The organism is Pseudobacter ginsenosidimutans, from assembly GCF_007970185.1.
Taxonomy (GTDB): Bacteria; Bacteroidota; Bacteroidia; order Chitinophagales; family Chitinophagaceae; genus Pseudobacter; species Pseudobacter ginsenosidimutans.
This window is the reverse complement of sequence record NZ_CP042431.1, coordinates 5252809-5272510: the sequence shown is the minus strand read 5'-3', so window position 1 is coordinate 5272510 and position 19702 is coordinate 5252809. Positions and strand designations below refer to the sequence as shown.

Below are 19702 nucleotides of genomic sequence, written 5' to 3'. Positions count from 1 at the left end.
CTATTCGTTTATTTTTACGCGAACGAAACGTGGACGGTACAATTGCGGATGCTCTTTCACGTCGTTGAAGAAATCGAAAGAGTTTACGTTATAGCTGATCAGCAATTCATTGGGCTGCGAGAGCACAGGATGCACTTTGGCATTGTAAGGAAAGAAGTCCTTATCTTCTGCAACAGAAGCGCTGCAATCGAAGAGCCTGATCACTTTGCCGAACGGACCAACGGGAGAATTGGACAAACGCATGGCCACATATTTTCCCAGTCCTTCTTCCTGGAATACCAGTGCATAGCGGCCATCTTTCAGTCGCATCATGCCGAGCTCATTGGAGAGACTGTCTGTAACCGTTTTGATCTTCGTGAGATCATTGGTCCAGCCATTACCATCAAAGAAACGCCATTGGCCGAAGTCCTCTATGGAGGCGGGCTCCACGCGTGCGATCATCAGCTCCTTCTTCATTCCCCGGATGCCGTAGACATATACATATCCATCAGGATCGGTAGCGCCTGCTTCTTTCGTATTCACAAAAATTCCTGCGCCGAATGAACCTGTGCTGTCTACTTTTTTCCCCAGGAAAAATGGAATATCGATCTGTCTTTGGGAAGTGAAGGGGGGCTGACTGTTGCCTGGTAATACCACCAGGGTATTGCCCATTTCTTTAAATGGAAAAGGGGAACCATCGTGGGTATCTTTGATGCGGTAACCGAAGATATAGAGATCATTGTTCCTGGCCTGGTTCACGAAGCCATCTCCCATCCAGTAATATTCATCAGCTCCGGTGCCTGGTGTATTGGGTACAAAGAGCGATTTGTTCTTTCCACTTTCTTTCGGCCAGTAGAAATTGATGCGGTTGCTGTCAGGTTCTGATCCTTTCAAAACGGAAATGGAATTGTGGATCATTTCGTAACCAGGTTTCAATTTTCCATCCTCTCCTATCTCTCCCAGCATGGTATCGCTGAACCAGATGATGGTTTCACTGCCGGCTGAAGAATTGGGATTCTCGCGGCCATTGCGGGTTACGGCAAAGATGCCATCACCGCCGAACCAACCGAAAGTGCGTTTGAACAAGCGGCTCCATTCTGGCGCTTCTTCAGCAGTGAAGGAAACAGAATCCAGGCTAAGCTGCTTCTTTTCTTCAGCAGGCTTTTCCGTGTTGCTGGTGCAGCCGGCCATCAGGAGAGATGCGAAAGCGAAGGCGGATGCAGCCAATATGTTTTGTTTTTTTGTTTTTTGCATAGCGGTAAGGTATTAAGGTGCAGGTTTGAAAGTATAAACGAATTGCTCCTTATCTGTATAGGGAGGCCCGAGCCACGACAGATCGATGGTAATGTCCATCACCAGCTGGGAGCTGGAAATACTGCGGACATTGAACACTTCGGTTGTTCTTTGTGCGGGATTGAACAGGTTGAAATATTCCCAGGTGAAAGTTTTCTCATCTTCGCTCAGCTGCCATTTATCATGAACATTAAGCCCGTCGAATCCGCAGGATGGGCCGTAGTTAACGCTCATGGTGCTGTCTTTCGCAAAAGAGTAAATATTGTCTTTCAAACAGGGATCCAGCTCTTCTGCCGCTGGAGTGGCCGTGATCCTTAGTGTGGAGGTCAGGTTCCATCTTCTGTTATAAATGGTTTCGGCTCCGTTGGCTTCGGTATGCACGGTAAGATCTTTTTCCACGATCCTTCCGGCATTGTCGATGAGCTTGAAATTGAAACCAACCAGTTTATCTATTTCAGGTCTCTGCAAAGTATAATGGAAAATGTACCTGAATTTATTATCACCCAGTGAAGCCGGCGCCACGGTATCCGTTCCGAAATCGGCGTCGGGTTTCAGGTTCACTCCTTTGGTGATCAGGAAATTTTTGATACCACCAGGAACAGTCATTTCCAGTACAACTTCCACATCGCGGTCAGATTTGTTCTTCACGAAATCTGTGGAGATATCCAGTATCGGCCTGTTTGGATCAGCATCATTTTTATCACAGCCTGTGAAAACAAACAGACTGACTGCTATCAGCAGTGTGAATGGGTATAGGCGCATGATCGTTAGATTTAATATTTTAAGAAAACAGTTGTTTAGTTTATAAGCCTTTGGTTTTCCAGAACTGCTCGATCTCTTCGAGCGATTTCTCTTTGGTTTCAGGCACCAGCCGCCACACGAAAAAGAAAGCGATCACAGACATTACCCCATAGATCCAGAAAGTAATGGCCGGACCAACGGAGGACTGCAGCATCGGGAAGGTCTGGGATACGGCAAATACCGCTACCCAGAGAAAGAAAATGGCTACGGACATGGCTCTTCCGCGCACATTAGTGGGGAAGATCTCGGCTACCACCACAAACGTGAGCGGTCCGAGCGAAATGGCGAAGAATGCGATATATGCCAGGATGGCCACCAGGATCATCGGTCCCTGGTTGAACCCGAAATGAAAAGCTGCTCCCACCAGCGCCAGGCAGATGGTCATACCTGCGGCGCCGATCAGCAGCAAGGTTTTGCGGCCCCATTTGTCTACATAACGGATAGCCACAATCGTAAACAAGGTATTGATCACACCAACGAGCACGGTTTGCATCATGGCGCTGGAAGAACCGTCGCCACTGGATTTGAAGATCTCCGGCGCGTAGTACATAATGGCATTGATACCTGTAACCTGTGAAAGGATGGCGAGAAAGATCCCGATGAGCAGCACATAACGAAGGCCGGGTTGCAGCAGGGATCCGAAGCCAGCCTGCTGTGCATCTGCCTGCATGGTGGCGCGAATGGACTGCAGTTCTTCTTTCGCTTTTTCCTCTCCGTTCACTTTGGTGAGTACATCTTCGGCTTCGTCAAGCCTGTTCTGCTGCGCCAGCCAGCGCGGGCTTTCCGGCACATTCAATAATAGAATAATGAATAAAAGGGAAGGCAGTAATCCGCTGCCAAACATCCATCTCCAGCCACTATCCACGTTCCAGGATTCATCGTGCATACCTGCGATCCAGGCATTCACGAAATAGATGAGCAGGATACCGAGTACGATGCCCATCTGGTAAATGGAAATGAGTCGCCCGCGGATATTAGCCGGGGCGATCTCAGAAATATACAATGGAGATAACATGGAAGCGATGCCGATACCGACGCCTCCTATGAGCCTGAAAATAATGAATGAATTCAATCCCATGGGAAGCATGATACCGAGGGAGGAGATGGCGAAAGCGAAGGCTGAGATCATCAGCACTTTCTTCCTGCCAATGCGGTCGCTCAGGCTTCCGGCAAACATCGCTCCGATCACACAGCCTACCAGCGCGCAACTGGCCACCCATCCCATCATGGCGGGCGACAGTCCGTATTTCTGCTGAATGAACCCGATGGCGCCTGCAACCACTGCTGTGTCGTAACCGAACAGCAATCCTCCCACTGCCGCCACATAGGTACATTTGTAAACGTATTGTAATCCTTGTTTGTGCATAATCGTTAGTAGTTAGTTTATTCTGTGATCAATAAGATGCTCTGTGCGCACATATGCTTTGATAGTGGCGCACTGCTGCCCTTCACTTTTCCCATATGGCCTGATGGTGTACTCACCTGCATCGGCAGGTACAATAAAGGTTTCAGCATAGTGAACAATAAATGGTTTGAATGCATTGGAAGGACTTTCCACAATGGCTTCCCTGCCTTCTATCAGGTTCAGCACATTGAATCTTCCTTCGGTATGATGTGTGACTTTCTTTGTGAACCAGTGTCTTCTTGTTTCAATAAAAGAGAATTCATCCAATCCTGTCCGTTCTTCTTTCCAGCCATCGCCTTCTGTGATCAGTTCCGTTTTGTCCAGGATATGCTCACGCGTCCATTCTGTGGTACGGTTCCACTGGATCACATTCTTGCCATGCTCCAGGGAAATAGGGCGTGGTTTTCCATCGAGTCCCATACGGCCCCAGTCCCACAATTTAAATGTAAAAATGTACGGTGTGGCGCTGATCTCCAGTACAACGCTGTTTGATCCGGAGCAATGCACGGTGCCGGAAGGAATGAGCACGTGATCATGTTTTTTGATCGGCCATTTCTGCACATAGGCTTCGGCATCGAAGTCTGAGCCATTGTCCTGTGCATCTTTCAGGGCATCGATCATTTTTTCCGGAACTACATTATCCTTCAGCCCCAGGTATACGAATGCGTCGTCTTTGGCTTCGAGAAAATAATAGCTCTCGTCCTGCGTATAGGCCATGCCGAATTTTTCGCGGATATATTCTTTCAGCGGATGCACCTGGAGGCTGAGGTTGCCGCCTTCCATCGTATCCAGGAAATCGAAACGGATAGGGAATTCTGCACCGAATGCTTCGTACACTTTTTTCCCGAGCAGTTGCTGGGGCTGATTGAACACGAGATTGATGCTGGGCGTTTCGAAGATCATATCTCCGAATTTCAGCAGCAGGCTGTTCTCTTCCGGAACACAGTCGAAGCCCCAGGCAAAATTCACCTGGTTGGGATCGAGGCCGATCACTTTTTTGAGCCATTGTCCTCCCCAGGGACCGGGATCGAAATAAGGAACTACGCGGAAAGGCTGATGCACGGCCTGTTTGAAAGCAGCCAGCAGCGCGGCTCCGCGGACCATCTTCGGTTCACCGGCAATAACAGTGTCCAGTGCAAAATCCCAGCGTTCCATGAGCTCAACCTTGTGACGGTCGCATACACGCCAGTCAACAAAGAAGGAGCGTTTGTATTTGTAAGCAAAACTGTCGGAGAAATTGGTCACACCCAGGTTGCCCACTTCGTTCCTACGGAAGCGAAGCTGGATCTCCCAGCGGGGCATATCGGCATACACCAGCATATCCGGTTTGGGAACTGCGAGCGTAGCGCCAATACCGATCACCACCACCAATCCTTCTGCTACAGCTTCCACTTCCTGTTCCATCCCGGTCAGGAGTTTTGCATCGAAGAACTGTTCCAGTTTCAACGGAGAGATATAACCGAAAACAGGATCATCAGTTACATAGGGGTATACCATCTCATTGATGGTTTGCTCTGGCAACAGAGCGGATGAAGTCTCAAAGATCCGGGCAGTTGGGAGTCCTTTACGAATTTGCGTTACCACTTCAGTCAATTGCACGCCATGATAACATTCCACGGCAATCACAGTGCGTTTCTTTCCGGCAGCAATAGCCTGCTGCTCCAGGGCTGTCATCACGGATGACCAGCCGCTCCATCCTTCGTAACCATCTACATTGATGGCGGGGTACTTGTCAAAATTTGAAATTTCCAATGCTCGGTCTTTAATAGTGAAACAATATCTTGATTCGTCTTTACGCTAATATCCGTTGTTGGGCAGATTGGAATTGAGTTCACGTTCTGTCTGCGGTATAGGGAAAAGATAATTTCTTGCTGCAGGAACCACGCCGGGCTTGGCTTGCGGAACCAGTGTTTCCAGGGTATTGGTGCGCACCAGGTCGAACCAGCGATGCCCTTCGCAAGTCAGCTCCAGTCTTCTTTCTTTCAGCACAGCTGCACGGAAAGCATCTTTATTCAGACCTGTATAATCAGGCACGGTATTCCTGTAAGTAGTGCCATCAAAGCGGGCGCGCTTGCGCACTTTATTGATATACTCATGCGCTTCATCCGGGTGATTGTCTTCATTCATCGCTTCAGCGTACATCAACAGTACATCAGAGTAGCGGATCACAGGGAAATCCTGTGAGCTCTCATTGCCTTTGGGCTCGGCTACCCTGTCCCAGTATTTCTGGATATACGGGCGGATCGTCACTACAGAGCCATCGGTTTTTGTAACGCTGGTGATGAAGGTCACAGCTCTTCTGCGATCCTCCACATCATAGCTGTCGTACAATTGCTGTGTTGGGATCTGCCATCCCTGTGCGTTGATCACACCAGCGTCGCCAAGTGCCGGAGGCAGGAGGCGAACGAGGAATTGACCTACTTCCCAGAAAATGATCTGTCCACCTGCATCTCCGAATCCAACGGAGAATACGGCTTCTTTACCACCTCTGCTGGAGAGCTTGAAAGCGTCGGCAAAATCTTCCCAGAGATCGTATTGTTTGGAATCGATCACCACTTTGGCCTGTTCTGCAGCTTTGGGCCAGTTCTTCTCGGTGAGATACACTTTAGCATCCAGCGCATAGGCGGCGCCTTTAGTAGCACGGCCCCTGCCCTGTTTTGGCTCGAAGCTGAGCGGCAGATCGGTCTGAGCCGCTTTCAGGTCATTGTGGATCTGTGCGTAGATATCAGCCACTTCCGCTACGGTTGGCCTCAGTGGCTCCACCTCTTTCAATACCAGCGGGATCTTGTTGAACATACGCACCATGTTGAAGTACATGAGCGCTCTCAGGAATTTTGCTTCGCCTACCAGTCGGCTGCGCAAACTGGTATTCATATCGATGAGGGGTATGCGCTCGATGGCGATATTGGCCAGGGTGATGGTTTTGTAATGCATCGCCCAGATCTCCTGCAATGCAACATTCTGCGAAGTATACGTGAATGTGCCCAGCTGATCGAATTGCGGAGCGCCCACCTGGTTATTGATGAGTTCATCGGAAGCCAGTCCGGCTGTTACCCAGAACGTGCTGTGATACACGCCTGCCGTTGATCCCGTATTGATGGAGTTCAGATAAGCATAGATGGAATTCACAGCGGAGATCGCATCCTGTTCTGTTTTATAGAAATTGTTGATGTTGACCAGGTGTTTGGGATCCTCTTCCAGGAATTTGGAGCAGGAACCCAGGCTCAGTAAGCCGATACCGAGCATTATGGCGAATGATGTTTTTCTTGTTTTCATTTTTCAGCAGTTTACTTTTTTAGAGCCCGAGGTTGATGCCGAAGAGAAAGGTCTTTGCCTGGGGATAACCGCCCAGGTCGAGTCCCATTAATGTGGTAGACTGACCAAAGGCATTGGCTTCCGGATCAAAACCTGAATAATCGGTGATGGTGAAGAGGTTGGTGGCGCTTGCATACAAACGCAGTCTCTTCAGGTGCATCTTTTTCAGCAACCTGGTGCTGAATTCATAGCCCAGTTGAATATTCTTGAGGCGGATATAGGAAGCATCTTCCACGATATTGGTGGAGATGAGGCCATTATCCAGGCTACCAGCCGCCAGCGCACGTGGATATTTGTTACTGGGATTGGTGGGCGTCCACCTGTTCAATGCAGCTTCTGCCAGCAGGTTGGTCTGACCATTGAAATTGAGCAGATCGAGATTATTCAGGTTGGCCATTTTGTTGCCCTGTGATCCCTGGAAGAAAACAGCCAGGCTCCAGTTGCGGTAGCTGAAATTGTTGGAGAAGCCCCAGGTGAATTTCGGTGTGGCATAACCGATGATCTCACGGTCATTCACATCGATCTTCTTATCACCATTCAGGTCTTTGTATTTGCGGTCGCCTGCTTTCGCATGTGAGGCAGCGTTAGGTCCTGTTGGCTCCTGCCCTACCAGTACAGGGCTGGAAGCAGCTTCTGCATCTGTCTGGAAGATGCCATCAGCTATATAGCCGTAGAAGGCGCCAACAGAGAGTCCCTGACGGAGGATCAGTCCACCCATCAGCGGAATATCGTTCTCTGAATTGAGGTTGGTGATCTTGTTACGGTTGATGGAAACATTGATGGCGCTGTTCCAGCTGAATTCCCCTTTTATATTCTCTGTACGGATATCGAAATCGAAACCATGGTTCTCGATATTACCGATATTCATCACTGCAAATCCAAATCCGGAAGTTGTTGGAATCGGCGCATTCAGCAGCAGGTCATTCGTTTTCTTATGATAGAAATCCGCGGTAATGGCCACGCGATTGTTAAAGAGACCGAGATCGAAGCCGATATCGAACTGACGGGTGGTTTCCCATTTGAGATTTGGGTTCACATAAGTCTTTGGTTCGAGCCCGGTATACACTTCACTTCCCTGGTTACTGTTGAACACGCCTTCTCCGAATGTACTCACTACAGCAAGCGACTGATAAGGCGGGATCGATTGGTTTCCGATCACTCCATAACTGGTACGCAGCTTCAGATCGCTGATCTGATCATTATCTTTCATGAAATCTTCTTCAGACACACGCCATGCAAAAGCGCCTGAAGGGAAGAAAGCGTATTTGTTGTTGATACCGAATTTGGAGCTGCCATCTATACGGCCTGTGAGCGTGAAAAGATATTTGTTATTGAAAGTATAGTTCAGACGTCCCAGGTAAGAGATCATGCTCCAACTGCTTTCGCTATTGACGGGCTTCTGCGGTTTTTGTCCGGCGTAAATATCGTGATAACCCGTGTGGTTGCTGGGAAATCCGAAAGAGATCACATTCAGCCTGTCCATATTGAATCGCTGCATCGTATAACCCAACAAAGCATTCACGCGGTGTTTGCCGGCGAAGGTATTGTTGTAGGTGAGCGTATTCTCGTTCAGCCAGGTCATACCATCCGATTTGGCAAGCGAAGCTTCGCCTTCACTGGCCTGTGTACGTTTGAGGAAATTGGGACCGAAGCTGCCTTCGTCATTGGAGAAAGCATCAACACCAAAGCTGCTGCGGAATTCCAGTTGTTTGCTGAAAGCATATTTCACGTATGCATTACCGAGAAAACGCGACATGGCCGTATTGGAAATATATTCCTTTGCTTCGGCAATGGGATTGCCAAGGGTCTTTCCCAAATAGAAATCTTCTCTCCTGTTTTCAAAAGTATAACCTCCGGGTCCGTTGGGATCATACACAGGGAAAACCGGATTGAACTGAATAGCGCTGAGCACAACACCCGGCACTATCTGCTGGTCGTTGGTGAGTACGCCTTTGCTGTTCACGCGTGAGTATGCGAGACTGGTCCCAACCGTGAGTTTATCATTGATCTGCCGATCCAGGTTGGCGCGGAAGGAATAACGTTTGAAATCAGAATTGAGGATAATACCATCCTGAGAGAACAGCGATCCCGTGATGCTGTATTTTGTTTTTTCATCACCTCCGCTGACGGAAGCCTGGAGATTGCTGATGGGCGCTGTGCGGAAGAGCTCATCCTGCCAATTGGTGCCGCTGCCGAGGTTCTTTGGGTTCACATACACTGGCATCTGGTTGGCATTCATCCTGGCTTCGTTGTAGAAATTGGCGAACTGTTCTGCATTGAGCAGGTCCAGCTGATTGGCGATCTTCTGATAACCATGGTAGGCTTCAATATTCACCTGGCCCTGACCTGCGCGACCGCGTTTGGTGGTGATGAGCACTACGCCGTTGGCGCCGCGGGCGCCGTACATGGCGGTGGCGGAAGCGTCTTTGAGGATCTCGATCGATTCAATGTCTCCCGGGTTAATGCTCGATAATGGCCCGAGCCTGGGGCCGCGGGTAACACCGCCACTTACATCTCCGCCATCGCTGTTCACCAGCATACCATCTACCACATAGAGTGGTTCATTGGCGGCATTGATGGAGCTGGTACCGCGGATTCGGATGGATGGCTCACCACCAGGCTTACCCGAAAGTGTGGTTACCTGCACACCTGCGGCGCGGCCCTGGAGGGCCTGGTCGAAGGAGGTTGCAGGGATTGCCTTGAGCTCATCCGCTTTCACGGACACTACGGCTCCGGTGAGATCGCTCTTGCGGGCTGTTCCGTAAGCGATCACCACCACCTGGTCCAGCTCGGCATTTACGTCTGTCAAAGTAATGTTGAGGGAGGTCCTGTTGCGCAGTGCTATCTCCTGCGTTACAAAACCGATGTGTGAGATCACCAGGGTATCTTTTCCTGCAGGCACTGTGATGGAGAACTGACCGGTTTTGTTGGAGGCCACGCTCTGCGTGAGGCCTTTCACAGTAATGGTAGCTCCTTCGATAGGACTGCCGGCGGCGCTGGTGATTTTACCTGTTACCTTTCCGGGTGAATCCTGGGCGATGGCCGGGATGATGCACCATAGGAAGAATGCGGTGAACAGGGCAGCAAGCTTGTCGTTAGATGAATACTTTCTCATTAAATAAGCATTGAAGAGTGTAGGGATCAAATGTCCGAATGTTCGTACATATTAAGGCATAAATTTTTTTAAGGTTCTGTGGATAAGATTCAGAAAACCAGATTAGTGACGTTCTATGTCGATAGTATACGTGAACCTGTCGGCCCTGTAATGGCCGAGATTATATTCGATGGGACGGTCGCCTGCATCACATACCACACGTTTACGGAAGAGGATGGGCGCGCCGGGTTCAACGGCCAGCAGCTTGCTGATCCGTTTGTCGGCAAGGATAGCGCTGATCCCTTCCTTGGATACGGAGGCCACAATATGATGATCGTTCTCCAGCATCTCGTATAATGGTTTGTTGAAATCGTCGTCTGTGGTAAGACCGGTACGGGGATGGAAATAGGAAATGAAGTGGACAATAGGTTCGCCGTCGAGCCCCTTCACACGCTCCATCTTCAGTACAGTAGCGCCCGGAGCGAGTTTGAACAGTTGCTGGATCTCTTTGTCCGGAACTACATTGGAGACCTTGATACTGTAGTTGCGGAAGGTCATTCCCTTCTCGTCCATTTCGTGTGTGAAGCTGCTCCATTTGTCGAGCTTGGTGGAAATATTGTTGCGGGCAACGGAAGTACCTACTCCTTTCTTTCTCACCAGTAAACGTTCATATACCAGCTTATTGGTGGCCTGGCGAACGGTGCTGCGGCTTACGCCCAGCTTCTTGGCCATATTGATCTCGTTGGGTAAAAGTTTGCCATTCTGGTACTCGGGCTTGGCAATCAGCCTACGCAGCAGATCTTCCACCTGGGCATGTAAAGGAAGCGCACTCTGATGATCAATTTCCAACTTATCCATGTGAGCTTGTTTATATGTTCGTACATACTAAATTAGGGAGATTTGGGAAAACGCCAAATTTTTTTTGCCTGGCGCACAAAAAAAAGCGCCGACCATCAGGTCAGCGCCCCAGTATAGAAATTCTCATGTAATCTGTGATCCTTATGCTTTCGCCTGCAGGTCAACTTTCAGGTTGATCTCCTGGCTGATGGCATCGTCTTTCTGACCAGGATAGGTAATGCCCCAGTCGTGACGATTGATATTGAAATCAGCTTTCGCTTTGAAAGAAGTTGGAGTGCTTTCAACAACATCAGCATCGAATGTGATGTTCTTGCTGATACCTTTCAGTGTGAGGTTACCAGAGATCTTCAGCTTGTTGGAACCGGAATCAGTAACAGAAGTGATCTCGAAATTTGCTTCGGGATATTTTGCTACATCGAAGAAGTCGGGGGACTTCAGGTGACCTTCCAGCTTAGCCTTGTAAGCAGTGTCTGTGATGTCCAGATTCGACAGAGAATTCATGTCGATAGTGAATTTGCCGCCAGTCAGTTTTCCGTCCTGCACATTCAGGGTGCCACCGGAGATCTTGATAGTACCATTGTGCTTGCCCGTTACCTTGTTACCCAGCCAGGCGATGCTGCTCGCAGCAGGATCAACAGCCAGACCTGCACCGGCAACAGGTTGAGTGGTTGAAACGCTGTCTGTGGTTTCAGCCTTTTTTCCTTCAGGGTTGTCAACGCAGCTTGTCAGGAATACAGATCCGCCTAACAGCACAAAGAGAAGTTTTTTCATGTTTTCCTTTTTAAGATTGAATGTTGAAAAAATGCAACCGGGCTCCGTCAAAGGGTGAAAGAGACCGATTCCAAGAATGACTTACAACAAAACAAACGCCAAACAGTTTTTGTTGTTGAAACATCGTATTTATTTTTTTCGATGTTTTGCAGAATGAAAAAACCACTATTATACCTTCTTAATCAATTGAATACAAATTAAACCGCTAAACATCGACCAAAAACTTTTTTTAGAATTCTCTGAGAAAATTCAACGCAAAACGAGTTGATTGATTCATTCAGGCTTAACCGGGGCAATTCCGCCAGAAAAATTGGTTTACATTGCATCCCCTTTTTCCAGTCCTTCAATCATACAACATGACCATCTTCCCAACCCACTACTCTACCCTTTCCGCTCCTGCACTCGGCACATTTATCGAACAGCGGTATGGCATTTCAGCTGTGCAATGCCGTTATAAACTGCGCGGGGTTAGCGACACCTACCATGTTCAATCGGAGGCAGGAGAATTTATCCTGAAGATCTTTCGTTCCAAGCACAGGAACCAGGAAGAATTGCTGGGGGAAATAGCATTGCTGGAATATCTCACAGAAAACGAGATTCAGGTGGCCTCTCCGGTAAGCGACCTGTCCGGGAATACACTCCAATCCTTTCAGGCCATTGAAGGTATTCGTCACGGTATCCTGTATCAGTTTGCTCCGGGCTCTCCTATCATCGAACAGAACGATGAACAGATCATCCAATCCGCCCAATACCTGGCGCGGCTCCATCAAAAAACAGAAAAACTGGTACTGTCTTATAACAGGCAGGCATATACGATCAATACGCTATTGCATGAACCTTTGCACGCAATCAGGCCAGCCTATGCATATTTCAATCTGATGGACATCTATCATCAATTGGAAACAACAGCCGCAAAACAACTTGAAACACTCGATAAACTGAACACATCCACATTCAGCACAGGATATTGCCATTATGATTTCATGCCCAAGAACTGGCACCACAATCAGCAAGGCACTATCACTTTATTCGATTTCGATTTTGCAGGCTATGGCTGGCTGCTGAATGATATCGCTTCCTATGGCATTTATCTTTCGCTCCTCAGTCCGCATAAAGATGATGCTCAAAGAAGGCTTCTGTTGTTCATCGATGCATACACGAAAATCAGGGCGCTGCATCCGGATGAACTGAAAGCCTTGCCACAACTCGGTTTCCTGTTCATTCTCTTTTATCTTAAATACCAATATGAGAATTTTGAAGACCATACCAATGTATATTTCGGTCCAAGATTCCTGAGGGAAAGAATGAAACAAATTGAGTATTACCTGAGCTTCACAGAAGGCTTATTCTAATCCAAAGCCTGCACCAGGCTCCTGTTCTCCTTCTTCACCATTTTCAAAAAACGGAAAGCCAGGAAACCTGCTGCAAAGGTGAGCCCTGTGATCAGTCCCAGCCACATACCCGATGCTCCCAAATCCAGCTGGAATGCAAAGAACCAGCCAACCGGAATACCGATCACCCAGTAAGCCACTGCAATCAGCAGCGTAGGTGTTTTAACGTCCTTGATACCACGAAGTAGTCCTGCACTGATGGCCTGTGTGGCATCGCTGATCTGGAACACAGCTGCAAAGAGCAACAAGGTAGCAGCCAGCGCAATCACTTCTGTGTTATCGTTGAACAACTGCGGAAGCAGGAAACGGAAACTGGCGAAGATGATGGCGCAGAGTACGCCATAGATCAGGGCTGTGATCATGGTGCTTTTACCTATAAGATTGATCAGGCCCCAGTCCTTTCTGCCAAAAGAATTGCTCACCCTGATACTGCCTGCCTGCGCCAGTCCCATGCTCACCATGAAAGTGAATGCGGCAAGACTGAGTGCAATCTGGTGTGCAGCCTGCGCTACGGCGCCGAGAGTACCGATAATAATTCCACTCACCGCAAAGGCGCCGGCTTCCATGCCCAGCTGCAAACTGCTGGCGGTACCGATATGCAATAACTCGCCCATTGTTTTGCGGCGAATTTTCCATTGTGAACTGCGAACGGAAATATAGGGCTGGAAGATCTTATGACGGAACACCACTATCAACAATACAAAGAACATCAGTGTACGTGTGATCAGCGTGCCCCATCCCGCTCCTACCAGCTCCAGCCTGGGTGCACCCCAGTTGCCGTAAACCAGCAGCCAGTTGATGAATACATTGAGAGGAAGTGATATGAGCGACAGCACCATCGCTGTTTTCGTATATTCCAGACCGTCAGTGAACTGTTTGAGGGTCATGAACATGAGCATGGGGATCATCGAAAGGCTCATGAGTTTCATGAATGGAACTGCATGATGCACCACTTCAGGGTCCTGGCCCAGATGATACAATATACCTGTACCGAAACAAAGTGCCAGCGATATTACGATGCCCATCACGGAGCAGAGCACAAATCCATTGAAGAGATAGTGCGAAACCTGTCCGTCATCATTCCTGCCATTGGCCATGCTCACCATCTGCGAAACGGCGATAGTCATGCCGATCCCAAACACCAATGGTATATTGATGGTGTTGATCACCAGGGCTACAGCGGCAAGCTGGTGATAATCGATGGAACCCACCATGGCGCTGTCTATAATATGCAAAGCCATCTGCGCCAGTTCCCCGATAATGATGGGAATGGCGAGCTTGATAGTAGCTGACGCTTCTGTTCTCAGTCCAATACGCTCTTTGTTCATAGAATCGGCAAAAATAAAATTGTTCAGGGGGAATAACAGGACAAATGTCCAATTGTTTGACCCCGGTTTTTCGGCGGTTCAACTTTCATCTCCTCAAAATCCGCTCCTGTAGCCTTTTACAGGGGCTTAATAATTTTTTCTTCGAGAATATTTTTGTAGAATTCAAAACATCACTACTTTTGCTAACACTGTTAGGTAAAATTCAAATATGGGCATAACAGAAAGACGGCTGCGGCAGCGTGACGAGGTGCGCTCAAGCATTCTGGCTACCGCATGGAGGATCGTAACGGAAGAGGGATGGCAATCACTCTCCATCCGTAAAATCGCCGACGCCATCGAGTACAGTGTGCCGGTCATCTATGATCACTTTGGCAGCAAGGAAGATATCCTGTTAGAGTTTGCACGGGATGGATTCAGACTGCTGACAAAGAAAATGGACCAGGCCAGGAACAAACATACCGCTCCTGCCGACCAGATCAAAGCAATGGCAGACGCCTATTGGAATTTCGCGTTCCGCAATAAGGAATACTACCAGGTGATGTTCGATCTCGGCATCCCCTGCATCGAGCAGGAAAAATGCCTTCCCGAGAAAGTGGGCTTCAGGGAACTGATGATACAACCCATCAATGCCATCCTCGGAAAGAATGCGAGTGAAGACAATGCCTGTCTCAAAAGTCATACGTTCTGGTCCATCCTGCATGGGCTCATCTCTATCAAAATGATGCGCACTTCAGATATGTGCGATGAACTGAATAAAATGGTTTTGGATGATGCCATCAACGGCTTCATCAAAAACCTGGCTCCTTAACGGAAATTTTTTTGCCAAAAACGCTAACACTGTTAGGAAATATAGCAGCGTTACAACATTAACTGACGCGATCCGCCTGCCTGAATGGAAACTTAACCTCCGGTAAACACTGAACAGTAAAACAGAACAGACACAATAGATCCGTGAAAATTGTAATTACAAACGCGGGGAGTTTTCTCCCCCAAAACAACCATGTTATGCAACCATTACTGAAGACCAATGGACGAGCCTTGAAACCGTTTCTGACTGTCCAATCATACGCCCTTATTGCCGGCGTACTCATCACCTCCATTATATTTTCCGCTTGCGGTTCATCTGCCAATCCCGGACAGGGATTTGCCGCGCCGCCACCACCGGAATTACCGGTAGTTGCCGTTACCACCGCGCCAGCCACCACCTACCGTGAGTATGCTGCTGCCCTGGAAGGCAAAGTGAATGTGGAGATCCGCCCGCAGGTAGCAGGCTTCCTGGAAAAGATCTATGTAGACGAAGGCGCTTTCGTGAGAGCGGGCCAACCACTCTTCAAGATCAACGACAGGGAATACAGCGAGGTTTCCAACAATGCCAAAGCCAGTCTCAGTGCAGCACAGGCTAATATCCAGCGCGCGAAAGTGGAAGTAGACCGCCTCACGCCACTGGTTGCCGCCAAAGTGATCTCTGAAGTGCAGCTCAAAACCGCACAGGCAAATTACGATGCAGCCGTTGCTGCAGCCGATCAGGCCAAAGCAGTTTTGGGAAGCTCCCAGATCAATATCGGGTACACTCTTATCAAAGCCCCGGTGAGCGGATATATCGGCCGAATCCCTTTCAAGACCGGAGCGCTGGTTGGAAAAGGCGAAGCACAGCCACTCACCGTATTGTCTGATGTGAGCGAGATGTATGCTTACTTCTCTCTCAGCGAACCTGATTTCATCGCATTCAAGAATCAGTTCGCAGGCAATACACTGGAAGAAAAAGTAAGAAAGGTCCCTGCTGTTGAATTGCTGCTGGCTGACGGTAGCGTATATACGCAGAAAGGAAGATTGAGCACCGTTGACGGTCAGTTCGACAGAACGATGGGCGCTATCAGTTTCCGCGCCTCCTTCCCCAATGCAGGCGGCACGCTCCGCACAGGCAATACCGGAAGGGTCCGCATCCCGCAGCTGGAACAGTCTGCACTGGTGGTTCCGCAGGAAGCTACTTTCGAGATCCAGGACAAAGTGTTCGTATTCGCACTGGCAGACAGCAATAAAGTGGTGAGCAAACCGCTGGCTATCTCCGGCAAAACAGCCAATTATTATTTCGTGTCGTCCGGTATCACAGCCGGTGAAAAGATCGTGTTCTCCGGAGTAGGCAATCTCCGCGATGGTATGACCATTGTGCCCCAGCCTATCTCCGCTGACAGCCTGCTGAAGGCAAAACCGCTGTAAGCCGCACGCACAGCAGTTTACATGCATCACGCACGCTTAGAACAAGACTTATCAGCTGAACAAAAGTTCGGCAGACCAAAATCATATTCCCATGTTTAAGAAATTCATTGAACGACCGGTACTATCAACGGTTGTATCCATCATACTGGTGCTGCTGGGGATCATCTCACTGACCACCCTGCCGGTAACACAGTTCCCGGACATCGCACCGCCCAGTGTTACCGTTACTGCCAACTATCCCGGCGCCAATGCCGAAGTGGTAGCGCGGGCAGTGGCCACTCCTATCGAAGAAGCCGTCAACGGCGTGGAGAACATGACCTACATGACCTCCAACTCCAACAACGACGGTTCCATGACGCTCTCCGTTTTCTTCAAGCTGGGCACTGACCCAGACCTTGCAGCGGTGAACGTTCAAAACCGTGTGTCCAAGGCCGTGAGTCTCCTGCCTGCTGAAGTGGTTACCGCCGGTATCAGCACCCAGAAGCAACAGAACTCCATGATCATGGTGCCGGCCCTCTACTCTACCGATAGTCTCTTCGACGAGACCTTCCTCCAGAACTATGCCCGCATCAACCTGATCCCCGAGATTCAGCGTGTGCCAGGCGTAGGACAGGCCATGAGCTTCGGTTCCAAAGACTACGCCATGCGGATCTGGCTGAAACCCGACAGGCTCGCAGCCAATAATCTCTCTCCCCAGGATGTGCTCCGCGCCATCCAGGAACAGAATATGGAAGCAGCTCCCGGCCGATTCGGACAGAACAGTACTGAAAGTTTCGAATACGTACTCAAATACAAAGGCAAGGGCAATCATGGCGAAGACTATGAGAACATGGTGCTGAAAGCCAGTGCAGACGGCTCTATCCTGAGATTGAAAGATGTGGCCCGTGTAGAATTCGGATCATTCAATTACACCGTTGATAATAAATGGGGCGGCAATCCCGCCATTGGTATCGCTATCTTCCAGACCGCCGGTTCCAATGCCAACGAGATCCAGATCGCCATCAACGATGTATTGAAAAAGAATGCCGAGCTCTTCCCCAAAGGAGTGCATTACATGAACATGTACTCTACCAAAGAGTACCTGGATGAATCCATCGATCAGGTAAAACATACTTTGATCGAAGCCTTTATCCTCGTGTTCATCGTGGTGTTCATCTTCCTGCAGGATTTCCGCTCCACGCTGATCCCTGCCATCGCAGTGCCGGTGGCCATTATCGGTACTTTCTTCTTCATGCAGCTCTTTGGTTTCAGCATCAACCTGCTGACGCTTTTCGCACTCGTGCTCGCCATCGGTATCGTGGTGGATGATGCCATCGTGGTGGTGGAAGCGGTGCACACGAAGATGGAACATAGCAGATTGCCGGCGCGTGAAGCCACTATCAAATCGATGCAGGAGATCTCCGGCGCCATCATATCTATCACGCTCGTGATGGCTGCAGTATTCATTCCCGTTGGTTTCATGCAGGGCCCTGCCGGCGTGTTCTACAGGCAGTTCGCCTTCACGCTTGCCATCGCCATCCTGATCTCTGCGGTGAACGCGTTGACGCTGAGCCCTGCGCTCTCTGCGCTCTTCCTGAAGAACCCGCATCTGAATGACGAGCATGGTCATGCGCCGAAGAAAGGATTCACCCAGCGCTTCTTCACCGGTTTCAATCGCGGCTTCAATGCCATGACGGACCGCTACGGACGCAGTGTGAAATTCCTGGCAAAATTCAAATGGATCGCCATCACCGGCCTGCTGCTGGTAACAGGCGCCACCTACTGGATGGCCAAGACAACACCAACAGGCTTTATCCCTGCAGAAGACCAGGGGTTCATCCTTTACAACGTTACACTGCCGGCAGGTTCATCACTGGACCGTACCAAGGAAGTGATCACGAAAGCCGAAGGTATCATCAGCAAGATGGAGTCCGTTGAAGCCTATTTCAGCGTTACCGGCTTCAACCTGCTGAGCAACTCCGCCAGCTCCAACTACGCTATCGGATTTGTGAGACTGAAGAAGTTTGCAGACCGCGGAGCCGTGAAGAAACTCGCGGATAATATGGGAGCATTGCAGGGTGCGCTGGGCGCCATCAAGGAAGCCAGCATCTTCACCTTCGCCTTCCCCACCGTACAGGGCTTCGGTAACGTGGAAGGTTTCGAGTTCATTTTGCAGGACCGTAACAACGGACCCGTTGACAAACTCGGCGGCATGGCCTGGGCCTTTGCAGGCGAGCTGATGAAGCGTCCTGAGATCGCGATGGCCTTCACCACCTTCAATGCCGGTAACCCGCAATACATGGTGGACATCAATGAAGCCAAAGCAAAACAGATAGGCGTTTCCGTTAGTGATATCCTCAATACCATGCAGGTGATGTACGGCAGTACTTTCGCATCCGACTTCAACCGCTTCGGTAAATTCTACCGTGTAGTGGTGCAGGCCGATGTGGAGTACCGCACCAATCCTGAATCACTGGGCAATATGTATATCAAGAACAGCTATGGAGAAATGGTGCCGCTGAATACAGTGGTAACACTCCGGAAAACATACGGCCCTGAAACAGTAACACGCAACAACCTTTTCAATGCCGTTACCATCAACGGTATGCCGAATCCCGGGTACAGTACCGGTGATGCCATCAAGGCGGTGGATGAAGTGGCAGCAAAATTCCTGCCCCGCGGATTCAAACACGAGTGGACAGGTATGAGTAAAGAAGAGATCGCCGCAGGCGGACAATCAGGAGTGATCTTCCTCCTCTGCGTGATCTTCGTATACTTCCTGCTGGCAGCGCAATACGAAAGCTACCTGCTTCCATTTGCCGTTATCCTGAGTATTCCCTTCGGGATCTTTGGAGTGTTCCTCTTCATCAAACTGGTAGGTATCGATAACAATATCTATGTACAGGTAGGATTGATCATGCTGATCGGTCTGCTGGCGAAGAACGCCATCCTGATTGTGGAATATGCGGTACAGCGGAGACGAACTGGTATGAGCAGGCTGGATGCCGCACTGGAAGCGGCAAAGCTGCGCTTACGCCCCATCCTCATGACCTCCTTCGCCTTCATTGTGGGTATCACCCCGCTGATGCGCGCAACAGGATCATCTGCACAGGGTAACCGGAGTATCAGCTTCGGCGCCGCAGGCGGTATGCTTACCGGTGTACTCCTGGGCGTATTCATCGTACCGGTACTGTACATTATTTTCCAGTACCTCCAGGAAAAAGTATCCAGGAAGAAAGAAGAGAAAGAAGTGTTTGTTGCTGAATAATTA

13 protein-coding genes are annotated in these 19702 nt (G+C 49.5%); 4 read left to right on the top strand and 9 right to left on the bottom strand.

Annotated elements, in window-relative coordinates; genetic code table 11:
- The 8 genes from FSB84_RS20690 to FSB84_RS20655 all read right to left on the bottom strand — a co-directional run bounded on the left by FSB84_RS20690 (position 1) and on the right by FSB84_RS20655 (position 11516).
- On the bottom strand, positions 1–1233 hold the full coding sequence (locus tag FSB84_RS20690) for a DUF4185 domain-containing protein (RefSeq protein ID WP_130539782.1): 1233 nt from the start codon (positions 1231–1233) through the stop codon (positions 1–3).
- 12 nt (positions 1234–1245) lie between these two features.
- A complete protein-coding gene (locus FSB84_RS20685) occupies positions 1246–2034 on the bottom strand; it encodes a hypothetical protein (protein WP_130539781.1) in 789 nt (262 codons plus the stop codon).
- A 40-nt stretch (positions 2035–2074) separates the two neighbouring features.
- Positions 2075–3439, bottom strand: a complete 1365-nt coding sequence (locus FSB84_RS20680; RefSeq protein WP_130539780.1) for a sugar porter family MFS transporter — start codon at positions 3437–3439, stop codon at positions 2075–2077.
- A 12-nt stretch (positions 3440–3451) separates the two neighbouring features.
- The gene (locus tag FSB84_RS20675) at positions 3452–5230 is read right to left on the bottom strand and encodes a class I mannose-6-phosphate isomerase (RefSeq protein WP_130539779.1); all 1779 of its coding nucleotides are present in this window, start codon (positions 5228–5230) and stop codon (positions 3452–3454) included.
- Between the two features lie 45 nt (positions 5231–5275).
- Positions 5276–6754 (bottom strand): RagB/SusD family nutrient uptake outer membrane protein, encoded by a 1479-nt coding sequence (locus FSB84_RS20670; RefSeq protein WP_130539778.1) that lies wholly within the window; start codon positions 6752–6754, stop codon positions 5276–5278.
- A 19-nt stretch (positions 6755–6773) separates the two neighbouring features.
- Positions 6774–9908 (bottom strand): SusC/RagA family TonB-linked outer membrane protein, encoded by a 3135-nt coding sequence (locus FSB84_RS20665; protein WP_130539777.1) that lies wholly within the window; start codon positions 9906–9908, stop codon positions 6774–6776.
- 102 nt (positions 9909–10010) lie between these two features.
- The gene (locus tag FSB84_RS20660; protein WP_130539776.1) at positions 10011–10745 is read right to left on the bottom strand and encodes a GntR family transcriptional regulator; all 735 of its coding nucleotides are present in this window, start codon (positions 10743–10745) and stop codon (positions 10011–10013) included.
- Between the two features lie 141 nt (positions 10746–10886).
- Entirely contained in the window at positions 10887–11516 is a 630-nt protein-coding gene (locus FSB84_RS20655; RefSeq protein ID WP_130539775.1) for a YceI family protein, read from the bottom strand.
- Between the two features lie 356 nt (positions 11517–11872).
- On the opposite strand from FSB84_RS20655, the gene FSB84_RS20650 reads away from it, so the two are divergent.
- Positions 11873–12868 carry a phosphotransferase enzyme family protein gene (locus FSB84_RS20650; RefSeq protein WP_130539774.1) on the top strand — a complete coding sequence of 332 codons (996 nt, stop codon included), beginning with the start codon at positions 11873–11875 and terminating at the stop codon, positions 12866–12868.
- On the opposite strand, the gene FSB84_RS20645 is transcribed toward FSB84_RS20650, so the two are convergent.
- Complete coding sequence (locus FSB84_RS20645) at positions 12865–14235, bottom strand: MATE family efflux transporter (protein WP_225979842.1); 1371 nt, start codon at positions 14233–14235, stop codon at positions 12865–12867. The two genes, FSB84_RS20650 and FSB84_RS20645, sit on opposite strands and share 4 nt — an antisense overlap.
- A 208-nt stretch (positions 14236–14443) precedes the next feature.
- Here FSB84_RS20645 and FSB84_RS20640 point away from each other — a divergent pair, with 208 nt between their 5' ends.
- The 3 genes from FSB84_RS20640 (at position 14444) to FSB84_RS20630 (ending at position 19699) form a co-directional block, all read left to right on the top strand.
- Positions 14444–15043 (top strand): TetR/AcrR family transcriptional regulator, encoded by a 600-nt coding sequence (locus FSB84_RS20640; protein ID WP_130539773.1) that lies wholly within the window; start codon positions 14444–14446, stop codon positions 15041–15043.
- A gap of 197 nt (positions 15044–15240) precedes the next feature.
- A complete protein-coding gene (locus FSB84_RS20635; RefSeq protein ID WP_130539772.1) occupies positions 15241–16452 on the top strand; it encodes an efflux RND transporter periplasmic adaptor subunit in 1212 nt (403 codons plus the stop codon).
- A gap of 91 nt (positions 16453–16543) precedes the next feature.
- Positions 16544–19699: an efflux RND transporter permease subunit gene (locus FSB84_RS20630; RefSeq protein ID WP_130539771.1), complete on the top strand. Its 3156-nt coding sequence runs from the start codon at positions 16544–16546 to the stop codon at positions 19697–19699.
- Positions 19700–19702 lie beyond the last annotated feature (3 nt).

Bases quoted from the DNA above. Each gene is read 5' to 3' on its own strand.
- FSB84_RS20630 (WP_130539771.1), top strand. From the start codon at position 16,544: ATGTTTAAGAAATTCATTGAACGACCGGTACTATCAACGGTTGTATCC.
- FSB84_RS20670 (WP_130539778.1), bottom strand. From the start codon at position 6,754: ATGAAAACAAGAAAAACATCATTCGCCATAATGCTCGGTATCGGCTTA.
- FSB84_RS20645 (WP_225979842.1), bottom strand. From the start codon at position 14,235: ATGAACAAAGAGCGTATTGGACTGAGAACAGAAGCGTCAGCTACTATC.
- FSB84_RS20650 (WP_130539774.1), top strand. From the start codon at position 11,873: ATGACCATCTTCCCAACCCACTACTCTACCCTTTCCGCTCCTGCACTC.
- FSB84_RS20655 (WP_130539775.1), bottom strand. From the start codon at position 11,516: ATGAAAAAACTTCTCTTTGTGCTGTTAGGCGGATCTGTATTCCTGACA.
- FSB84_RS20660 (WP_130539776.1), bottom strand. From the start codon at position 10,745: ATGGATAAGTTGGAAATTGATCATCAGAGTGCGCTTCCTTTACATGCC.
- FSB84_RS20680 (WP_130539780.1), bottom strand. From the start codon at position 3,439: ATGCACAAACAAGGATTACAATACGTTTACAAATGTACCTATGTGGCG.
- FSB84_RS20635 (WP_130539772.1), top strand. From the start codon at position 15,241: ATGCAACCATTACTGAAGACCAATGGACGAGCCTTGAAACCGTTTCTG.
- FSB84_RS20665 (WP_130539777.1), bottom strand. From the start codon at position 9,908: ATGAGAAAGTATTCATCTAACGACAAGCTTGCTGCCCTGTTCACCGCA.
- FSB84_RS20690 (WP_130539782.1), bottom strand. From the start codon at position 1,233: ATGCAAAAAACAAAAAAACAAAACATATTGGCTGCATCCGCCTTCGCT.
- FSB84_RS20685 (WP_130539781.1), bottom strand. From the start codon at position 2,034: ATGCGCCTATACCCATTCACACTGCTGATAGCAGTCAGTCTGTTTGTT.
- FSB84_RS20640 (WP_130539773.1), top strand. From the start codon at position 14,444: ATGGGCATAACAGAAAGACGGCTGCGGCAGCGTGACGAGGTGCGCTCA.